This is a genomic window from Actinomadura chibensis NBRC 106107, from assembly GCF_001552135.1.
In the GTDB taxonomy this organism is placed as follows: Bacteria; Actinomycetota; Actinomycetes; order Streptosporangiales; family Streptosporangiaceae; genus Spirillospora; species Spirillospora chibensis.
This window is the reverse complement of record NZ_BCQP01000010.1, coordinates 387,259-405,227: the sequence shown is the minus strand read 5'-3', so window position 1 is coordinate 405,227 and position 17,969 is coordinate 387,259. Positions and strand designations below refer to the sequence as shown.

Below are 17,969 nucleotides of genomic sequence, written 5' to 3'. Positions count from 1 at the left end.
CGGCCGCCGCGGCTAGGAGCCGTACCCGCGGGTGCCGCCGCCCCGGGGAACGGCGGGCAGGCCGCCCATCACGTCCGGCGACGTCACCGCGGCCTCGTCCACCGGCACCCGCCCAGGACCACGACCGGGAACAGGCCCGGGACCAGGAACAGGGCCGCCGCCTCCCGGAACGGGCGCGCCCACCGGCACCGGACGTGGCGCGTTCCACTCCCCGCCGACGGGCACCGCCGGACGCGCGCCCAGCAGCACCGCGCCCGGCGCCGTCCCCCGCGACCACTCCACCACCGGCCGCAGCACCGCCGCGAACAGGACCGCCGCCACCGAAGCCACCACGACCCCGACCAGGAACCCCGCCGCCACATCATGCGGATAATGCACACCCACGAACACCCGCGAGAACGCCATCACCGCCGCCAGCGGCAGCACCAGCGGCGCCATCGCCCGCCACGCCACCACGATCGCCGCCGCGGACCCCGCCGCGATCGTCGCGTGATTGCTCGGGAACGACCAGTCGCCCGGCGACGGGCACGCCGCGATGTGCACCGCCCCCGCCACCGCCCGGCACGGACGCTCCTCCCGGATCACGTCCTTGGACACCTCGCTCACCAGATACGCCGCCACCATCGCGAACGGCGCCGCCAGCGCCAGCCCCATCGACCGCGCGTCCCGGCCCCGCGCCCGCCACCAGCCCGCCGCGAACAACACCCCGAACAGCAGCAGGCCCGCGTCCGTCCCGACCTCGGCCGCCGAATGCACCCACGACGGCGTCCCCACGGCGAACTCGGTGATCTCCCGGTACAGATCGGCACTGAACTCCGGCGGTCCCATGCTCTCCCTCACGCTCGACGACGGCCCCGCGTCCGACACCTGTGAGACACCCTGCAGACCGCCAATGTTCACCCTAGAGCCATGCATAGGTCACCCTCGGCACAAACCGCCGATCACACACCCAACACCGAAAACCCCCGCCGCACCAGCCCCGCGCGCGCGACCGGTCGCTCAGGAAGACCGCCCGCCGCGCGACGCGCCCGGCACCCGCTCCGCCACGCCCTCAGCCGCGGCCCCCGCCTCCCGCACCAGACCGCCCGCGCCTCCGGACCCGGCCCCGATCACGCCTCCGACCGCACCTCCGGTCGCGCGGCCACCGGCGCGGACGGACGCGCGGCGGCGGCGGGTGAACCGCACTGCCTCCACCAACACCGTCACCGACAACGCCAACCCCAGGCCGACCGCCACGCCCATCAACGGGTCGTCCTCGAACGCCGCCCCGCCCACATAACCCAGCAACGCCCCGTACAACGCCCACGACACCGCCGCCACCCCCGCGAACAGCGAGAACGACCGCAACCTGAAGGCGACCGCGCCCATCGTCAACGTCACCGCCGTCCGCCCGCCCGGCACGTACCGCGCCACCACCAGGATCAGCCCGCCCCGCTCCGCGACGGTCCGCCCCGCCCACCCGAACGCCCGATGACGCCGCGTCCCCGCCCGCGCCCGCCGCACCAGCCGCCCACCCGAACCCCGCCCCACCAGATACGACACATGGTCACCCGCGAACGCGCCCACCGCCGCCAACGCCACCACTGGCACCAGCTCCAAGCCGCCCGACGCCGCGTACACCCCCGCCGTGATCACCATGCTCTCGCTCGGCACCACCGGGAAGAACCCGTCCAACGCCGCCACGGCGAACAGCGCCAGATAGAACCACGGCGACGTCACCGCCGTGTCCACGAAACCCATCACCCCGTCCATGTCCATGGCCACGACGCTAGGAAACGACCCGCCGCCCGCGAATCAGGCGGAAGGCCCTCGCCACCCCTGACCTTCGACAGGGCCACCGCCCGTCCTGCGAACGATGTACACCCGGATCCTCACCCCGGACGAAGCACCACCGCCCACCACCGCGCGACCCTGGAGACGACGCAGCCCACCACACCGCCGACCCGGGGGAGCGCCGACCATGGAACCGCCGACCGCCCACACCCACGCCCCTGACCACGACTACGTCCGCGCGTCCGACCACGACCGCGACACCACCGTCCAACGCCTCGGCGACGCCCTCTCCGAAGGCGCCCTCGACACCGCCGAACACCGCCGCCGCCTCGACCGCGCCCTCACCGCCACCACCCGCGGCGACCTCCACCGCCTCACCGCCGACCTGCCCGAATCCCGGGCCGCCCGCGACCGCGCCGAAACCGCCCGCCGCACCGCCGAAGCCGACGCCGACAAACGCGCCTGGCTCGACGAATGGGGCTACTGGGCCGGCGGCGCCGCCATCATGACCGTCATCTGGGCCGCGTCCGCCGTCCACGAGGGGGAGTGGACGTTCTTCTGGCCCGCCGTCCCCCTCGGAATCTGGGCCGCCATCCTCGTCTCCTACGCCATCTGGCCCTCACGCGACGACCACTGACCCCGGAAACCCCCCGCACAACGCCCCCCCAGGCGCCGGAAAACCGGTCGCGCTCACACCCGCACGTCCACCACACTCCAGAAAACGTGGGACACCTGCACATCTTCGACATGGACGGCACGCTGCTCACCGGCACCACCGCCAACCTCGAAATCGCCCGGCATCTCGGCACCCTCCCCGAACTCCACGACCTCGAAGCCCGCTTCACCACCGGCGCCCTCGACACCCGCGCCTTCTCCACCGAGATCCACCGACTCTGGCGCGACCTCACCCCCGCCATCGTCGCCGCCGCCTACACCGAGGCCACCTGGCTCACCGGCATCGCCGACGTCTGCGCCGACATCCGCGCCCGCGGCGAACACTCCGCCGTCATCACCATGTCGCCCGACTTCTTCGCCCGCCACCTCCTCGACCTCGGCTTCGACCACGTCATCGCCTCACGCTTCCCCCCGATGCCCTTCACCGGCACCCTCGACCCCACCGGCATCCTCACCCCCGCCGACAAGGTCCACATCACCGAACGACTCCGCACCCGCCACGCACTCACCCCCGCCCAATGCACCGCCTACGGCGACTCCATGTCCGACGCGCCCCTGTTCCGCCACCTCACCAATACCCTCGCCGTCAACGCCGACCACCACCTCGTCGACTCGCCGCCCTCCACTACAACGGCACCGACCTCACCGCCGCCTACACCCTCGCCCGCACCCTCCAACCCGCCTGAGCCACCCCGAGCCCCGGAGAGGAAACCGGCGAGGCGCCGGAGACGCTCGTCAAGCCGCCGGTCGGGAACAACCGTGCAAGGGGCGACGGGCCCCCGCATCAGGACGGTGCCGGTGGAACTGCCTCCAGCAGGGGACTCCGACATCGTCCATAGGAAAGACCGGCTCGGCTTGAACAACCGAGTGTCGATGCGCCCGCGAAACCGGCCCTTCACCGGGGGTGCTGGTAGGCGCCCTTCGTCCAAGCCCGCGCGTCCACACCAACGCGACCGCGCGCCGTCGACCCCACCAAGGCAGCGGCGCCGGGCGGGGGAGCGGGGCCGGGGGAGCGGGGCGCCGTCAGCCGCGGCGGCGGCCCTCCACCGGACCCAGCAGCGGATGCACCCGCATCGCCGCCTCCAACTCACCCGGAAGCTCATCCCGGTACCGGCCCAGCGTCGACAGATCCGAATGCCCCAGAACCCGCCGCACCGCGTCCATATCCGTCGCCGCCGCCAACAAATGCGTCGCCGTCGTATGACGCAACCCATGCGGCGTCACCCCACGCCGACGCCCCGGCTCCACCCGCGCCAACACCCGATCTATCACCCCCTGCACATCACCCCGCGCCAACCGCCGACCCCGCCACGACAGCAACAAAGCCTTCGGCTCCCGCCCCCGATCCAGCAACGCCCGCCCCTCCGCCAGATACGCGTCCAGCACCTCCGCCACCGGACGCGGCAACGGCACGTCCCGCGTCCGCCCGCCCTTACCGAAGATCCGCCAATACCGCGTCCCCCCGTTGACGAAGAAGTCCTCCGCGTTCGCCGCCGTCAGCTCCGACACCCGCGGACCCACCGCCGCCAGCAGCAACACGATCAACCCGTCCCGTAACTCCGTCCGCTGATCCGCACGACCACCCACCCCGCCCGGACCCGCCTCCGCCAACCCCCGCGCCGCCCCCAGCAGCCCCTCCGCCTGCTCCGCCGTCAACGCCCGCCGCTCCGCCCGCAACCCCCCGCGCTGCACCGGACGCACCGTCACAGCCCCCATCGGATCGAGCTGCACCCAACCCGCCACCACCGCGTACTTGAAGAACGCCGACAACGACCGCCGGAACCGCGCCTGCGACGCCGCACTCTGCACCGGCCCCGCCGCCATCCGCCGGTCCGGCGCCGACCCCGCCCGCCGCCGCCCGTCCGGCTTGCGCGCGAACGCCAACAGCACCTCGTCGACGTCCTGACCGGCCAGATCGTCCAGCACCCGCGACCCGCCCGCCAGCTCCGCGAACGTCAGCACGTCACGCACGTACACCTCCGCCGTCCGCGGCGTCAGCGCACCCGTCGACGTCTTCGCACGCACCATCTCCGCGTAACGGTCGGCGGTCTCGGCCACGGTCAGACGCTGAATCTCAGAGGGACGCACCCGCCGGACGCTACCGCCCGCCACCGACAGAACCCCGCCCACCCGGGTATCACCACCACGCCGCCACCGCCGACCAGGGGAGACGGGGGAACAACCAAGTGCGCATCGGCACCTCCGGATGGCAGTACACCGACTGGCGCGACGTCCTCTACCCGCAAGGCGTCCCGCAACGACGCTGGCTTCACCACTACGCCGACACCTTCACCACCGTCGAGAACAACAACGCCTTCTACCGCCTCCCCACCCGCGGGACCTTCGAGAACTGGCGCGACGCCACCCCCGAAGGCTTCGTCATGGCGGTCAAGGCCAGCCGCTACCTCACCCACATGAAACGCCTCCACGACCCCGCCGAACCCGTCGCCCGCCTCATGGACGCCGCCCGCGGACTCGGCGACCGGCTCGGACCCGTCCTGCTGCAGCTCCCGCCCACCCTCCGCGCCGAACCCGACCGCCTCGCCACCTGCCTGCGGCTCTTCCCGGACGACGTCCGCGTCGCCGTCGAACCCCGCCACCCCTCCTGGTGGACGGACGAGACCCGCGCCGTCCTCGAACACCACGGCGCCGCCCTCTGCTGGGCCGACCGCCTCGGCCGCCCCCTCACCCCGCTCTGGCGCACGACCGACTGGCTCTACCTCCGCTTCCACGAAGGACCCGCCGAACCCTGGCCCCGCTACGACGACGCCACGCTCCGCTCATGGGCCCGCGAGCTCGGCCCTGCGGACGGCGACGCGTACGTGTACTTCAACAACGACCCAGGCGGCGCCGCCGTCCACGACGCCCTCGCCTTCAGCGCCCTCACCACCGACGACCCGTGACGGACGTCCGCCGAGCCGGAACCATGCGTGATCACGCCGACTCCGGCCGGGGGAGAGCAGGTTCAGTTCGAAGGCGAGGGGAGGGGAGGTCGTCAGAACGCGCACGTCGCCGCGCGCGCTGACACCGGCCAGCCGCCGTCAGCGCGGCGACCAGGAACAACGCCCGGACTGCGACACGCTCACGCAGCAGACACACGAACTCGTGGTGTCTGCTGCGACCTGCAAGTCCACATGAGACAAACGCGACAAACTACGCAAACCAGACAGAATTCGGCTTCTGTCTGGTTAGACCAAACGGGCGAAAACCCCTTTGACCAGGGCTTTCAGGAGGGGATACTCGGGAAGGTGAATGATCTTGCCGAGCCGCCGCGCCTGATCGGCCCGACCACGGACGTGCGCGAATCGTTCCTGGCCGGGGAGTGGGCGAGCTGCATCGAGGACGGCTCGCCGACCGCCTGGCTCGAACCGGCCCGGGACGACTTCGCCGCGTTCGTCGCCGAGCGCAGCGGCGTCCGGGAACGGTGGGGCGTGCCGTGCACGACGTTCTGGTACGTGTCCGGCGAGCAGTACATCGGGACGCTGATCATCCGGCACGCGCTGACGCCGGAGCTGACCGAGATCGGCGGGCACATCGGCTATCACGTCGTCCCGGCGTGGCGGCGCCGCGGCCACGCGACCCGGATGCTCGCCGCCGGTCTGGTCGAGTCGCGTCGGCTCGGGTTGGATCGCGTGCTGCTCACGTGCGCCGCCGACAACGAGCCGTCCCGCCGCGTGATCGTGGCGAACGGCGGCGTCCCGGCGGGCCGCGTGCGCGGCGAGGATCGGTTCTGGATCGACTTGCTTTCCGTCTGATTCGCCCCGCTTCGACGGGGCTCGATCGTTGGTCGATAATGTTCATTATGTTAAGTAGTGGCCTGGTGGGCTGGGCGGGAAGGGGTCCGGCCCAGGTGATCTTGTTGGCGCTCGCGGCGGGTCGGTACAGTGCGGGGCGTCCCGCGAATTCGGCGAAGGCGGTGGGCGTCGGTGGTTCCTGAGCGTTTCGTCCGGGCCTTGGACTGCTTCGAGGCGGTGCTGGACGCCGTGCCCGCGGACCGGTGGTTCTCGCCGTCGCCCTGTGAGGGCTGGTCCGCGATCGACGTGGCCGGGCATGTGACCGCCGGGTTGATCGTGGTGGAGTTGCGCGCCGCCGGTCGCCCGCTCCCCCAGGACGATCCGGACTGGCGCGAGGTGGCGGGCGACGATCCCGTGGCGAGCTGGCGCGCGACGCGTGCGCGGATGACGGCGGCGTTGACTCCGGAGGCGCTGGCGCGGCGGATCGTGCTGCGTTTCGGGCAGCAGGTGGCCTTGAGTGAGTGGCTGGACGGTTACCCGCAGGAACTGCTCGTCCACTCATGGGATCTGGCGGAGGCGACCGGGCAGCGGGTGGTGTTCGACCCGGACCTGGCGCGGCACGCGCTGGAGCGGGCCGTGTCGTTGGCGGCGCGTGGGCGTGAGGTGGGGTTCGTGGGTCCGGAGCGGGACGTCCCGGACGGCGCGGACGACCAGGCGCGGCTGCTCGCGCTGTACGGCCGCACTCCCCTGCCCGGCTGAGCGGCGCCTCGGGTCGCTCTGTGCCCGGCGCCGCGTCGGGTGAGGGCGGTCTCGCTGCGGCCACTCCCCTCCCCCGGCTCGGGGCCGCACCTGTGGTTTCTCGTGCCCTTCTCCTGGTGGTCGTTCTTTGGGTGGTGGCGTGGCGTCGTCGTGTACTGCGGGAGATGTAGGGGGCGGGGGGACGTAACGCGGAAGGTGTAGGGCGGTTGACTGCTCGGGCCCGATTCGCGCGAGTGGTGTGAGGGCCGAGGATCGTGGGGGCGTTTCGGACGATCCTTTGGAGCGTGTGCTGATGGGCGGGGACGGGCTGGGGTTGGCGCGGGTGCAGTTCGCGCTGACGGCGGGGACGCATTTCCTGTTCGTGGCGTTGACGCTGGGATTGGCGACGCTGGTGGCGTTGATGCAGACGCGCGCGGTGGTGTCGGGCGGCGCGGTGCATGAGCGGATGGTGCGTTTCTGGGGTCAGTTGTATGTGGTGAATTATGCGGTGGGGATCGTCACCGGTTTGGTGATGGAATTCCAGTTCGGTTTGAACTGGTCGGGGATGTCGCGGGTGACGGGGAGCGTTTTCGGGGCGCCGTTGGCGTTGGAGACGATCGTGGCGTTCTTCGTGGAGTCGACGTTCTTGGGTTTGTGGATTTTCGGGTGGGACCGGCTGAACCGGTGGGTGCATCTCGGGTTGATCTGGGTGGTGACGCTGACGGCTTATCTGTCGGCGTATTTCGTGCTGGTGGCGAATGGGTGGCTGCAGCGTCCGGTGGGTTTCGAGATGGTGGACGGTGTGGCGCGGTTGACGGACGCGGGGGCGTTGCTGGCGAATCCGACGGCGGTTGCGGCGTTCTTCCATGTGCTGTTCGGGGGTTTGCTGACGGCGGGGTTCTTCATGGCGGGTGTGAGTGGTTATCACCTGTTGCGGCGGACGGCGGAGGTGGAGTTCTTCCGGCGGTCGATGCGGGTCGGTCTGGTGACGGTGATCGTGTCGGTGATGCCGGTGGTGGTTTTCGGGGGGATGCAGTTCCGGTACGTGCAGCCGACGAAGGGCGGTGGGGAGGACGCGGCCGCGGCGGTGGCGGATTTCACCGCGCGGTTCGGGCCGGACGATTACATGCCGCCTGGTCTGGCGGGTGCGGGTGAGGGCCTGATGATGGGCATGTGGTCGCTGATGATCTTGGTAGCGGCGGTCGCGTTGGTGAAGGTGTGGTTCGGCGGGTGGCTGGTGCGGGGCCGGGTTTTCCACATTTTGATGATCGCTTCCGTGCCGCTGCCGTATGTGGCGATGCTGTCGGGGTGGGTGTTCCGGGAGGTGGGGCGGCAGCCGTGGATGGTGTACGGGGTGTTGAAGACGCGGGACGCGTTGTCGCCGGGAGTGGGGTCGGGTGCGTTGGTGGCGTCGTTCGTGGTGTTCACGGTCCTGTTCGCGGGGTTGTTCGTGGTGAACGGGTGGCTGCTGGCGCGGTTCGCGCGGCGGGGGCCGGGGGGTGCGGGTCTTGGCGGGTCTCCCCCGGCGGATGGGGCTGATCCGGTGGAGCCGCCGGTGTTGTCCCCGACGTTTTGACGGTCTGGCGTTGCGAGGCGGATGACGGGAGCTTGGGTGATGGAGTCTCTTGCTGTGGTGCTGCTGGCGGTGTTCTCGGCCGGGTACCTGGTGCTGGCGGGGGCGGATGTCGGGGTGGGGATGCTGCTGCCGTGGCTGGGCCGGGACGAGCGGGAGCGGCGGTTGGTGATCGCGTCGTTCGCGCCGTTCTTCCTGGGTAACGAGGTGTGGCTGGTGGCGGCGGCTGGGTTGGTGGCGGGTGCGTTCCCGGGGTTGGAGCACGAGCTGCTGGCTGAGTTGTATCCGCTGTTCGTGGTGCTGCTGGTCGGGTGGGTCGTGCGGGACATGGGGCTGTGGCTGCGGGGCCGGGTGGACGCGGCGGCGTGGCGGGCCGTGTGGGACGGCGCGGTGGTGGCGGGGAGTTGGGCGCTGGCGTTGGCGTGGGGGTCGGTGCTGGGTTCGGTGTTGGGCGGCGGTGGGTTGAACGTGGGGAGCGTGCTGGGTCTGCCGTTGGCGGTGGTGTTCGCGTGGCATGGGGCGGGGTTCGCGCGGTGGCGGCTGCCGGTGGGTTTGGCGGGGCGTGCGGTGCGGGTCGGCGGGGTGCCGTCGCGGTACGGGGTGTCGGCGGTGGTGCTGGCCGTTGTTCCGGTGGTGGCGGGTGTGCGGTTGCCGTGGTCGGGGTCGGCGGCGGACGGTGCGGGGCTGACGATGACGGCGGTGGTGACGGTGGCGGTGCTGCCGTTGCTGGTGGCGGCGCAGGCGTTGGTGTGGTGGACGTTCCGGGGGCGGGTGGAGTCGCCCTCGTATCTGTAGGCGGCAGTGGTGGCGTGGCGTCGGTGAAGGCGGTGTGGTGAAGGCGGTGGAGCGGCGTCTGCTGCGGCTGGTGTCGCGGCGGGTCGTGGTGGCGCTGGGTGTGCTGGCGGTGGGGCAGGGCGTCCTGCTGGTGGTGCAGGCGGAGCTGCTGGTGCGTGCGGTGGCGGGGTTGGACGCGGGTCCGTTGCCGTGGCTGGCGGGTGCGGTGGCGGGCCGTGCGGTGCTGGCGTGGGTGGTGGCGCTGGTGGCGGGGCGTGCGGCGGCGGGGGCGAAGCGGGGTTTGCGGGAGGCGCTGCTCCGGCGTCCGGGCGCGGAGACGGCCACGGACTCGGGCGGGGGCTCGCCCGGGGGCTCGGGCGGGGGCTCGGGGTCGCGGGTGACGTTGCTGACGCGCGGGTTGGACGGGGTGGATCCGTTCTTCACGGGTTATGTGCCGCAGTTGCTGGCGGCGTGTGTGGTGCCGGTGGTGGTGTTGGCGCGGCTGGTGTGGGTGGACTGGGCGTCGGGCCTGGTGGTTGCGGTGACGGTGCCGTTGGTTCCGGTGTTCGGTGCGCTGGTGGGGTTGCGGACGGCGGCGCTGACGGGTCGGCAGTGGGGGCTGCTGGAGCGGTTGGGCGGGCATTTCCGGGACGTGCTGGCGGGGCTGTCGACGTTGCGGGCGTTCGGACGGGTGGCGCACCAGTCGGGGGTGGTGCGGGAGCTGGCGGACGGTCATCGGCGGGCGAGCGTGCGGGCGCTGCGGGTGGCGTTCCTGTCGTCGCTGGTGGTGGAGCTGGTGTGCGCGTTGTCGGTGGCGCTGGTGGCGGTGCCGGTGGGGTTGCGGCTGCTGGACGGGTCGCTGGCGCTGTCGGTGGGTTTGCTGGTGCTGGTGTTGACGCCGGAGGTGTATCTGCCGTTGCGGGCGTTGGGTCAGCGGTTCCACGCGAGCGCGGAGGGTGTGGCGGCGGCGGGTGAGGCGTTCGCGGCGCTGGACGCGCCGGTGCCGGTGGCGCGGGGCGGACGGGTCGTGGCGGGTGGTGGTGCGCCGTGTTTGGAGTTGCGGGGGGTGACCGTCCGGTATCCGGGGTCGCGGGAGGTGGCGCTGGACGGGGTGTCGTTGCGGGTGGGTGCGGGTGAGCGGGTGGCGGTGACGGGTCCGTCGGGGGCGGGCAAGTCGACGCTGCTGCTGGTGTTGGCGGGTCTGGTGGTGCCGGAGTCGGGGCGGGTGCTGGTGGACGGCGTCGATCTGGCGGATCTGGATCTTGCGGAGTGGCGGGCGCGGTTGGGGTGGGTGCCGCAGCGTCCGCATCTGTTCGCGGGGTCGGTGGCGGACAACATCCGCCTGGGTGATCCGGGGGCGGACGGCGGGCGGGTGGTGGAGGCCGCGCGGGCGGCGGCCGCCGCGGAGTTCGTGGAGGCGCTGCCGGACGGTTATTCGACGGTGCTCGGTGAGGGCGGCGCGGGGTTGTCGGCGGGCCAGCGGCAGCGGCTGGCGGTGGCGCGGGCGTGGTTGTCGGGTGGTCCGGTGGTGTTGTGGGACGAGCCGACGGCGCGGCTGGATCTGCGGAGTGAGCGGGTGCTGGTGGACGCGGCGGCCAGGTTGCTGGCGGGGCGGACGGCGGTGCTTGTGGCGCATCGTCCGGCGCTGGTGGCGGTGGCGGACCGGGTGGTGCGCCTGGACGGCGGCCGCCTGGTCACAACAGGCACGGCAGATGCAGCTAGCACGGCAGACGCAAAGGGTGCGGAGGGCGCAAAGGGTGCGGAGGGCGCGGGGGGCGTGGCGGTGGAGGGTGCGGAGGTGGCGGCGTGACCGCGGTTGAGCGCAGACCGTCCCGCCGCCCGGCTCGGTCGTCGTCTCGGTCGTCGGAGGGGTTGGGTGGCGTGGCGGGGGTGTGGGGTGCGGTGCGGCCGTGGGCGGTGCGGTTGGTCGTGGCGGGGGTCGCGGGGGCGGCGGCGGAGTTGTGCGGGCTGGGGCTGGTCGCGGCGGCGGCGTGGCTGATCGCGCGGGCGGCGCAGCGGCCGGAGTTGGCGGCGTTGTCGTTGGCGATCGTGGCGGTGCGGGGGTTCGCGCTGGCGAAGGGGACGCTGCGGTACGCGGAGCGGCTGGCGGGGCATGACGCGGCGTTGCGGGTGATGGCGGAGTTGCGGGGGCGGGTGTTCGACGCGCTGGCGGCGGGTCCGGTGGGGCGGCGGCGGGTCCGGGACGGTGACGCGCTGACGCGGATGGTGTCGGATGTGGACGCCGTCCAGGATCTGCTGCTGCGGTGTGTGCTGCCGGGGGTGGCGGCGGTGGTGTGCGGGGCTGCGGGTGTGGTGGTGTGCGGGCTGGTCGCGGCGCCGGGCGCGGGGGCGCTGGCGGTGGGGCTCGTGGTGGCGGGTGTGGTGGTGCCGTGGGCGGCCGCGTTGGCCGGGGGGCGGGCGGCCGCGCGGGCAGGAGCGGCGCGGGAACTGCTGGCGGTGCGGTCGCTGGACGTCCTGGAGGGGGCCGCCGACCTGGCGGTGTTCGGTGCGGCGGACCGGTTCGCGGCCCGGGCCGGGGACGCGGCGGCGCGGCTGGAGGCGGCTGAGCGGTCGGCGGCGCGGGTGTCGGCGTGGGCGGCCGCGGCCGGGTTCGCGGTGCAGGGTGTGACGGTCGCCGTGGTGACGTGGGCGGGGCTGCGCGCCGGGGTGGACGAGGTGGGCGCGGCGGTGCTGGCGTTGACGTCGCTGGTGGCGGTGGAGTCGGTGCTGCCGATGGCGGAGGCGGCGCGGCGGTTGCGGGAGGCGGTTCCGGCGGTGCGGCGGGTGGGCGCGGTGCTGGCCGCTCCCCCGGAGGTCGTCCCGGCGCGTCCGGTGCGGCTTCCGGCGGGTCCGCTGGGTGTGGAGTTGCGGGGTGTGAGGGTCGCCTTCGGCGGTGCGGTCGCGCTGGACGGTGTGGACCTGCGGGTGGAGCGCGGCCGCCGCGTCGCGGTGGTCGGGGCGAGCGGCGCGGGCAAGAGCACGCTTCTGGCGGCGGTGTCGGGTGACGTGCCGGTGGCGGCGGGGACGGTGGAGTTGGGCGGGTGTCCGCTGTCGCGGTGCGCGCCGGACGACGTGCGGGCGGCGGTGCGGGGCCTGGCGCAGGACGCGCACGTGTTCGCGGGGACGGTGCGGGCGAACCTGCTGCTGGCCCGCCCCGGCGCGGACATGGCGCGGTTGCGGGCGGCGGCGGAGCGGGCGCGGTTCCTGGAGGTGGTGGAGGCGTTGCCGGACGGGTGGGACACGGTCGTCGGCGCGGGCGGGCGGGGCCTGTCGGGTGGGCAGCGGCAGCGGTTGCTGCTGGCGCGGGCGCTGCTGGCCGACCCGCCGGTGCTGGTGCTGGACGAGCCGGCGGAGGCGCTGGATCCGGTGGCGGCGGACGCGCTGACCCGGGATCTGCTGTCGGGGCCGCGGGGTGGGACGGTGCTGCTGGTCACGCATCGTCTCGCCGCGCTGGACGCCGCCGACGAGGTCGTGGTGCTGGACCGCGGCCGCGTCGTCCAGCGGGGGCGGCACGGGGATCTCCTCGCGGTGCCGGGCCCCTACCGGGACTTGCGGGACGCCGAGCTCCTCACCACCACTTGTTAAGCGCGCCGCGCCCGATTCCACTGGCCGCTCCGGGAGGCGCGCAGGCCCGCCGGACGCAGGCCCGCCGGACGCAGGCGCGTGGGACGCAGGCGCGTGGGCGGGTTAGGCGTCGGGGAGGAGGGGGCCTAGGGGGCCCAGGTCGAGGTTGAGGTCGTGGTCGTCCAGGCCGAAGTGGTCTTTGAGGCGGGTCATGGCTTCTTCGAGTCGCATCAGCGCGAGGCCGAGCGCCTCGATCTGGTCGTCGGACAGGTCGCCGCCCTCGGCGCGGCGCAGCGCCTGCCGCTCCATGAGCTGCCGGATCAGCTCGACCAGGGTGAGGACGAGTTTTACCAGGTCGCGCTCGACGGTCTCGGGGTCGGACCGCAGCCGCTGCATCGTCCGCGCCGACCGCTCGCGCAGTTCGGTCTCTCTGGACGGTCGGCCGCCGGGCGCGGTCACGGCCGCTCCTCCCCCGCGTCGGGCAGGAGTTCCTCGCGGACGGTGGTGATCAGCGCGCGGAGCGACACCTGCACCAGGTCCACGCCCGCGATGGAGATGACCAGGTCGCCGGCGATGACGACGCCGCCGGCCAGGAGCCGGTCGAGCAGGTCGACCAGCGCGATCCGCTCCATCGGCGCGTCGGTGGCGTGGTCCAGGACGGCGGTCACGCGTCCTCCCCGATGAAGGAGTACGGCGGCCAGGGGCCGGTGACCTCCACCTCGACGCCCGCCAGCCGTTCGCCCGCCGCCCGCGCCGCCGCGAGGAAGTCCTCGACCCGGTCGTCGTCCAGCAGGTAGGCGGCGTTGAGGACCTGGGTGCCGGGGCGTCCGGACAGGCGCGGGTCCTGCGGCGCGTGCCGCCGCGACGCGACGGCGAGGTCGGCGAGGTCGGCGTGGACGGTCCCGGCGTGCTCGGCGGCGCGGCGTCCGGCGTCCTCGCGGCGCCGCCGCTCGCGCTGCCGCCGCAGCAGGTATGCCTTCCCGGCCCCCGGCGACGGCTCCCCGCCCGGCGAGGCGGAGTCCTGCGGGGCGGAGCCCAGGGAGGATGCCCCTGGGGAGGGTGAGCTGGGGGCGGGCGGGGGTGTTTGGCCGGTGGGGGGCGCGGCGCCGGGCGCGAGCCCTCCACCGGAGTGCGTGTCGGGAGCGTCCAGCGCGGACGGGTCGGCCCATGCCTTGACGCCCCACTCGGTGCGGCCGGTGAGGCGGTCCAGCACCGAGCGGAACCGTTCGGCCTGCGTGGCGAGGACCTCGGCGACGCGGGCGTCGTCGCGGTAGATCGTCGCGATCCGGACCGGGGCGGTCGGCGCGGCGTGCGCGGCGCGGTCCACGATGTCGTGGTGGGCGCGGGCGGTGGCCTCCAGCCACGCCAGGTCCTCCAGGTTGGCGCGCAGCGCCGACTCCCCGTACTCGGCGAGCCGGACGGTGCTGACCAGCGCCGTCAGGCCCCCGGCGACCACGCCCCGCACGGGTGCGCCGGCGACGCCGGACGCGCCGCGCAGCTCGGCCGGGTCCAGGCCCCGCGCCACCCCGTAGAGATAGACGGCGGTGTCCGCCGCGTCCACGGGATCCACGGGGTCCGCTACGGACGGTGCTCCGGTCATGATCCCTGCTCCTTCCCCCGCGGTTGCGTCCGCGGCGCCTTCTCCTCTCGTCGCGGTTCACCGCGGGCCTGGCGTGTCGGTTCGTCCCGCGCCCGCTCGTCCGGGTCCCGCTCGTCCGGATCCTGGCCGTCTGAGGATTGCCCGTCTGAGGATTGCCCGTCAGGGGCTTGCCCGTCGCCGTCTGGGGCTTGCCCGTTCCGCGCCGACTCCGCCTGCGCCTGTTCCGCCCGCGGTTGCGGTTGTGCGTGTTCCGCTTGCGGCTGCTCCAGGCGGGGTTGTTCGTCGCGGGGGCGGGTGTCGCCGGACTCCAGGGCGGCGAGGCGCTCGCGCAGCCGCCGGTTCTCCTCCGCCAGTTCCGCCTCCGTCGCGCCCGCGGCGGACGCGGCGCTGTGGTCGCGGCGGGCCTTGGACGACAGCGACGGGTCGTGCTCCCACCAGTCGATGCCCATCTCCTTGGCCCGGTCCACCGACGCCACCAGCAGCCGCAGTTTGATCGTCAGCAGCTCGATGTCGAGCAGGTTCACCCTGATGTCCCCGACGATCACGATGCCCTTGTCGAGGATGCGTTCCAGCAGGTCGGCCAGGTTCGCCGGCTGCCCGCCCGCCCGCGCGTCCAGCGCCGAGGAGCGGGCCGTGGACGGCGTCCCGGTCCAGGGGATCTCACTCATCCGGTCTCAACTCCTCTCCACTCGTCCGCGGGGGTAGCGGCGGGCGCGGTGGTAGCCGACCAGCTCCCCGTCCGCGTCCACCTCGGTGTCATAGATCGCGAGGATGTCGGCCGAGTCGGGGATCCGGTGGATCTCCACGACCTCCACCGCGACGCGCCATCCGCCCTCCTCGCGCCGCTCGATCCCGACCACGCACTCGGCGGCGCGGCCGGTCATCCCGGTGACGTGCTCGACCGCGCGGGACGCGGCCTCGGTCGCGGACAGCATTCGGCCCTCCCTATACGCCCGGGTAGGCGCGGCGGGCGCGGCCCTCGTTCAGGCGCCGGATGAGGTCCTCCTCGCGGGCCGCGGCCTCCGCGTCGTCGATCCGCCCGGCGGCGACGTCGTCGGCGACCTGCTCCATCTCCGCCGCGATCCGGGCCGGGTCGTACAGCCGCGCCTCGGCCTGCTCGGTGAGCGTCTCGGCGAGCCACAGCACGCCGCGGACGGGGGCGAGCGGCAGCGTGACCAGCCCGGTGAACAGTCCCATCGCGGTCAGGCCTCCGGGACGAAGTCGTAGGGCGGCAGCGGCCCGATCGACCGGATCCGGATGCGGCCCGAGTGCGTGCGGCCGAGTTCCTCGACGGCCTTGTCGAACTCGGCGCGGCGGTCGGCGCGGACGAGGAAGGAGGCGTCGAGGACGTCCTCCTCCCGCACCGGGGTCTTCGGGGCGACTGCCTCGGCGGCGGGCGCGGCGGCCTCCAGCAGGATCTGGCCGTCGACGTCGCGGCGCCGCTGCATGGCCTGGGCGATGAGCTCGCCGAGGCGGATCCGGTCGTAGTAGACGGCGTCGGCGGCGTCGGCCGGGACGTCGCGCAGTCGCCGCGACAGTTCGGCGATCTCCGGTTCGGCGTCCATGATCTCCCGCAGCACCGTCTCCTGGACGTAGGAGGCCTTGAGGCGCAGTTCAACGCGCCCGTCCAGGCCGTCCAGGATGCTGGTGAAGCGGTCGGCGTTGCCGGTCAGCAGTTCCTTCTCCACGGCGTCGCGGTCGGCCAGCGCCGCTCCGAACCGGAACGGCAGGACCACGGTCCCGGCCTCGACCAGCGCGTTCAGGACCCGCTGGTGGGCGACCAGGTCGGCGCGCTCGCCGAGCGGGCGGCCGGTCGGCAGGTCGCTGACGAGCGCGGCGCAGCCGCCGCCCTCGACCGCCGACACGGGCCGGTCGTCGACGCCGGGCACGCCGTCCGGTAGGGACACGCCCGACCGCGTCACCCCGTACACGTACTGCGGCGCCGGGCCCCCGTCCGCGGGGGCGGGCGAAGTCGGGGCGCTCATTCGTCGTCATCCTCCTTCTTGCGGGACGACCGGCGTCGCGCGGGCTTGCGGTCATCGGAGTCGGAGTCACCGTCGCCGGTGAAGGTCTCCTTGATGCGCTCTCCCGCGCCTTCCAGGACGCCGCGGGTCTTCTTCTTGGCGCCCGACTCCTGCATTCCTCCCACGAACTCCGGCAGTCCCTGCGAGGTGTCGTTGTGGGCGATGTCGAGGCGGTTGACCGCCTCGGCGAACCGCAGGTAGGTGTCGACGCCGGCGACCACGATCCGCACGTCCACCGTCAAGATCTCGATCCCGACCAGCGAGACCCGCGCGTAGATGTCGATGACCAGGCCCTTCTCCAGGATCAGGTCGACGACGTCGGCGAGGCTGCTGCTGCTCGAACCGCCTCGCTGTACTTGGGTTCCGCCCTGGGTCTGCTGGGCTATCGGCCCAGTCATGTCATCCTCTCCTCAGGTTGGCTTCGTCGGTGTGCCGCCGGTGAGCCGTCGGCACGCCCCCCGATGTACCCGTACCGATCTCCCTAAACGGGCGTTCTGGATTCGGTCACGGCCGAGTCAAGCCCGACGGCGCGGAAAACCCGCAGTTCAAGGGGCTGGACGGTTGGAACCGTCCCGCCGGGTATGGCGTTGGTCATGCCTGCGAACGAGCACTCCCGCCCGCCGCCGCGCCGCCCGAGCGCACGGCGGGCGGTGCGGCGGGCCGCAGAGCCGGTGTGGTGGTGGGCCGTCCTGCTGGCCGGATACCTGGCGATGGTCTCGGCGGTGTCGCCGCTGGAGATCGCCGTCGGAGCGGGCGCCGCGGCGGCCGGTGCGGCCGCCGCCGTCGCCGGACGGCGCGCCCTGTTCGACTCCGCCGCCCGCCCAGACGACGGCTCCCCCAGCGCCGGAGCGGCCGCGACCAGGGTGGCCGCCAGGGCGGCGAACGGGGTCGCGGCGGGGGCGCTGCTGCCGGGGCGGGTCGTCGCCGACACCGCGCGCATCGCCGTGCGCGGCGCGTCCGGCGGGGACTGGACGCGCCTGTCCGTCGCGCCCGCGCCCGCCGCCCGCGGCGCCGCGACGCTGCTGATGTCGGCGTCGCCCGCGACGTTCGTCGGGGCCGTCGACCCCGAGCGCGGGCTGCTGCGCGTGCACCGCCTCACCCCGGGCCCGTCCGCGTTCGAACGGCGCCTGCGCCGCACGGGCCTGGTCACCGCCCCCGACAACGCCGCCCCCGAAACCGCCGACTCTGAGACCACCGGACGGGATGCCGACGACCAGGGGCGGGCGCGGGACGGGGAGGAGGGATGAGCGCCGCCGGGACCGCGCTGCCCGCCCTGGTGATCATGGTCGGGGCGCTGGCGCCCGCGCTGACCGCGCTGCTGCGCGGCCGTCCCGCCGGGCGGCTCGCCGGGCTCATCGTCGCCGGGCCGCTGGTCGCCGTCGCGCTGACGCTGCTCGCCGCCGCCTACGGCCGGCCCGCCTACCTCGACGTCGCGCTGGTGCTGGCGCTGCTGTCGTTCGCCGGGTCCCTGGTGTTCGCCCGGTTCCTCAGCCGGACCCTCTGACCCCCGGAGC

21 protein-coding genes and 1 pseudogene are annotated in these 17,969 nt (G+C 73.5%); 11 read left to right on the top strand and 11 right to left on the bottom strand.

From position 1 onward, the window contains the following. Window positions 1-12: 12 nt before the first annotated feature. Complete coding sequence (locus ACH01S_RS06550) at window positions 13-828, bottom strand: phosphatase PAP2 family protein (protein ID WP_083980384.1); 816 nt, start codon at window positions 826-828, stop codon at window positions 13-15. Between the two features lie 171 nt (window positions 829-999). Beyond that, window positions 1,000-1,758 carry a DedA family protein gene (locus ACH01S_RS06545; protein ID WP_246237139.1) on the bottom strand — a complete coding sequence of 253 codons (759 nt, stop codon included), beginning with the start codon at window positions 1,756-1,758 and terminating at the stop codon, window positions 1,000-1,002. A 202-nt stretch (window positions 1,759-1,960) separates the two neighbouring features. Here ACH01S_RS06545 and ACH01S_RS06540 point away from each other — a divergent pair, with 202 nt between their 5' ends. Both ACH01S_RS06540 and ACH01S_RS41900 read left to right on the top strand, forming a co-directional pair. Beyond that, on the top strand, window positions 1,961-2,410 hold the full coding sequence (locus ACH01S_RS06540) for a DUF1707 SHOCT-like domain-containing protein (RefSeq protein ID WP_067886360.1): 450 nt from the start codon (window positions 1,961-1,963) through the stop codon (window positions 2,408-2,410). A 110-nt stretch (window positions 2,411-2,520) separates the two neighbouring features. Beyond that, a pseudogene (locus tag ACH01S_RS41900) lies at window positions 2,521-2,952 on the top strand (haloacid dehalogenase-like hydrolase); the annotation flags it as partial. A gap of 519 nt (window positions 2,953-3,471) precedes the next feature. Here ACH01S_RS41900 and ACH01S_RS06520 read toward each other — a convergent pair. Further along, on the bottom strand, window positions 3,472-4,506 hold the full coding sequence (locus ACH01S_RS06520) for a tyrosine-type recombinase/integrase (RefSeq protein ID WP_255220095.1): 1,035 nt from the start codon (window positions 4,504-4,506) through the stop codon (window positions 3,472-3,474). A 128-nt stretch (window positions 4,507-4,634) separates the two neighbouring features. On the opposite strand from ACH01S_RS06520, the gene ACH01S_RS06515 reads away from it, so the two are divergent. The 7 genes from ACH01S_RS06515 (at window position 4,635) to cydC (ending at window position 12,852) form a co-directional block, all read left to right on the top strand. Then, on the top strand, window positions 4,635-5,351 hold the full coding sequence (locus ACH01S_RS06515) for a DUF72 domain-containing protein (protein ID WP_067886351.1): 717 nt from the start codon (window positions 4,635-4,637) through the stop codon (window positions 5,349-5,351). A gap of 345 nt (window positions 5,352-5,696) precedes the next feature. Further along, window positions 5,697-6,203 carry a GNAT family N-acetyltransferase gene (locus ACH01S_RS06510; protein WP_067886349.1) on the top strand — a complete coding sequence of 169 codons (507 nt, stop codon included), beginning with the start codon at window positions 5,697-5,699 and terminating at the stop codon, window positions 6,201-6,203. A 171-nt stretch (window positions 6,204-6,374) separates the two neighbouring features. Then, window positions 6,375-6,941 (top strand): TIGR03086 family metal-binding protein, encoded by a 567-nt coding sequence (locus ACH01S_RS06505; RefSeq protein ID WP_067886347.1) that lies wholly within the window; start codon window positions 6,375-6,377, stop codon window positions 6,939-6,941. Between the two features lie 292 nt (window positions 6,942-7,233). Next, window positions 7,234-8,496, top strand: coding sequence for a cytochrome ubiquinol oxidase subunit I (locus ACH01S_RS06500; protein ID WP_067886600.1), 1,263 nt, complete (start codon window positions 7,234-7,236; stop codon window positions 8,494-8,496). Between the two features lie 39 nt (window positions 8,497-8,535). Then, the gene (locus ACH01S_RS06495; protein ID WP_067886598.1) at window positions 8,536-9,288 is read left to right on the top strand and encodes a cytochrome d ubiquinol oxidase subunit II; all 753 of its coding nucleotides are present in this window, start codon (window positions 8,536-8,538) and stop codon (window positions 9,286-9,288) included. A gap of 37 nt (window positions 9,289-9,325) precedes the next feature. Continuing rightward, the gene (gene cydD, locus ACH01S_RS44835) at window positions 9,326-11,077 is read left to right on the top strand and encodes a thiol reductant ABC exporter subunit CydD (RefSeq protein ID WP_218010153.1); all 1,752 of its coding nucleotides are present in this window, start codon (window positions 9,326-9,328) and stop codon (window positions 11,075-11,077) included. A 71-nt stretch (window positions 11,078-11,148) separates the two neighbouring features. Further along, entirely contained in the window at window positions 11,149-12,852 is a 1,704-nt protein-coding gene (cydC, locus tag ACH01S_RS44830; RefSeq protein WP_246237138.1) for a thiol reductant ABC exporter subunit CydC, read from the top strand. A 102-nt stretch (window positions 12,853-12,954) separates the two neighbouring features. Here the strand turns inward: cydC and ACH01S_RS06480 are convergent, their stop codons facing one another. From ACH01S_RS06480 to gvpJ, 8 genes are read right to left on the bottom strand one after another with little or no spacing between them, the layout of a single operon-like run. Next, a complete protein-coding gene (locus tag ACH01S_RS06480) occupies window positions 12,955-13,290 on the bottom strand; it encodes a gas vesicle protein K (RefSeq protein ID WP_246237137.1) in 336 nt (111 codons plus the stop codon). Beyond that, a complete protein-coding gene (locus tag ACH01S_RS06475) occupies window positions 13,287-13,499 on the bottom strand; it encodes a gas vesicle protein (RefSeq protein ID WP_067886343.1) in 213 nt (70 codons plus the stop codon). Before ACH01S_RS06475 ends, ACH01S_RS06480 begins: the two co-directional genes overlap by 4 nt. Then, the gene (locus tag ACH01S_RS06470; protein WP_067886341.1) at window positions 13,496-14,431 is read right to left on the bottom strand and encodes a GvpL/GvpF family gas vesicle protein; all 936 of its coding nucleotides are present in this window, start codon (window positions 14,429-14,431) and stop codon (window positions 13,496-13,498) included. Before ACH01S_RS06470 ends, ACH01S_RS06475 begins: the two co-directional genes overlap by 4 nt. Then, window positions 14,428-15,099, bottom strand: a complete 672-nt coding sequence (locus tag ACH01S_RS46735; RefSeq protein ID WP_067886339.1) for a gas vesicle protein GvpJ — start codon at window positions 15,097-15,099, stop codon at window positions 14,428-14,430. Before ACH01S_RS46735 ends, ACH01S_RS06470 begins: the two co-directional genes overlap by 4 nt. Before the next feature lie 6 nt (window positions 15,100-15,105). After that, window positions 15,106-15,366 carry a gas vesicle protein GvpO gene (gene gvpO, locus ACH01S_RS06460; RefSeq protein WP_067886337.1) on the bottom strand — a complete coding sequence of 87 codons (261 nt, stop codon included), beginning with the start codon at window positions 15,364-15,366 and terminating at the stop codon, window positions 15,106-15,108. Window positions 15,367-15,376: 10 nt separating this feature from the next. Next, a complete protein-coding gene (locus tag ACH01S_RS06455) occupies window positions 15,377-15,628 on the bottom strand; it encodes a gas vesicle protein GvpG (protein WP_067886335.1) in 252 nt (83 codons plus the stop codon). A gap of 5 nt (window positions 15,629-15,633) precedes the next feature. Beyond that, window positions 15,634-16,416, bottom strand: coding sequence for a GvpL/GvpF family gas vesicle protein (locus ACH01S_RS06450; RefSeq protein WP_067886333.1), 783 nt, complete (start codon window positions 16,414-16,416; stop codon window positions 15,634-15,636). Further along, entirely contained in the window at window positions 16,413-16,853 is a 441-nt protein-coding gene (gene gvpJ, locus ACH01S_RS06445; protein ID WP_067886331.1) for a gas vesicle protein GvpJ, read from the bottom strand. Before gvpJ ends, ACH01S_RS06450 begins: the two co-directional genes overlap by 4 nt. Before the next feature lie 195 nt (window positions 16,854-17,048). Here gvpJ and ACH01S_RS06440 point away from each other — a divergent pair, with 195 nt between their 5' ends. Both ACH01S_RS06440 and ACH01S_RS06435 read left to right on the top strand, forming a co-directional pair. Then, on the top strand, window positions 17,049-17,702 hold the full coding sequence (locus tag ACH01S_RS06440; protein ID WP_148344707.1) for a hypothetical protein: 654 nt from the start codon (window positions 17,049-17,051) through the stop codon (window positions 17,700-17,702). Further along, window positions 17,699-17,959, top strand: coding sequence for a monovalent cation/H+ antiporter complex subunit F (locus ACH01S_RS06435; protein ID WP_067886326.1), 261 nt, complete (start codon window positions 17,699-17,701; stop codon window positions 17,957-17,959). The genes ACH01S_RS06440 and ACH01S_RS06435 overlap by 4 nt, the downstream gene beginning before the upstream one ends. Window positions 17,960-17,969: the final 10 nt, after the last annotated feature.

Coding starts and splice junctions, on each gene's coding strand:
- gvpJ (WP_067886331.1), bottom strand. CDS start 16,853: ATGACTGGGCCGATAGCCCAGCAGACCCAGGGCGGAACCCAAGTACAG.
- ACH01S_RS06495 (WP_067886598.1), top strand. CDS start 8,536: ATGGAGTCTCTTGCTGTGGTGCTGCTGGCGGTGTTCTCGGCCGGGTAC.
- ACH01S_RS06435 (WP_067886326.1), top strand. CDS start 17,699: ATGAGCGCCGCCGGGACCGCGCTGCCCGCCCTGGTGATCATGGTCGGG.
- ACH01S_RS06550 (WP_083980384.1), bottom strand. CDS start 828: ATGGGACCGCCGGAGTTCAGTGCCGATCTGTACCGGGAGATCACCGAG.
- ACH01S_RS06455 (WP_067886335.1), bottom strand. CDS start 15,628: ATGGGACTGTTCACCGGGCTGGTCACGCTGCCGCTCGCCCCCGTCCGC.
- ACH01S_RS06440 (WP_148344707.1), top strand. CDS start 17,049: ATGCCTGCGAACGAGCACTCCCGCCCGCCGCCGCGCCGCCCGAGCGCA.
- ACH01S_RS06545 (WP_246237139.1), bottom strand. CDS start 1,758: ATGGACATGGACGGGGTGATGGGTTTCGTGGACACGGCGGTGACGTCG.
- ACH01S_RS06540 (WP_067886360.1), top strand. CDS start 1,961: ATGGAACCGCCGACCGCCCACACCCACGCCCCTGACCACGACTACGTC.
- ACH01S_RS06470 (WP_067886341.1), bottom strand. CDS start 14,431: ATGACCGGAGCACCGTCCGTAGCGGACCCCGTGGATCCCGTGGACGCG.
- ACH01S_RS06500 (WP_067886600.1), top strand. CDS start 7,234: ATGGGCGGGGACGGGCTGGGGTTGGCGCGGGTGCAGTTCGCGCTGACG.
- ACH01S_RS06450 (WP_067886333.1), bottom strand. CDS start 16,416: ATGAGCGCCCCGACTTCGCCCGCCCCCGCGGACGGGGGCCCGGCGCCG.
- ACH01S_RS46735 (WP_067886339.1), bottom strand. CDS start 15,099: ATGAGTGAGATCCCCTGGACCGGGACGCCGTCCACGGCCCGCTCCTCG.
- gvpO (WP_067886337.1), bottom strand. CDS start 15,366: ATGCTGTCCGCGACCGAGGCCGCGTCCCGCGCGGTCGAGCACGTCACC.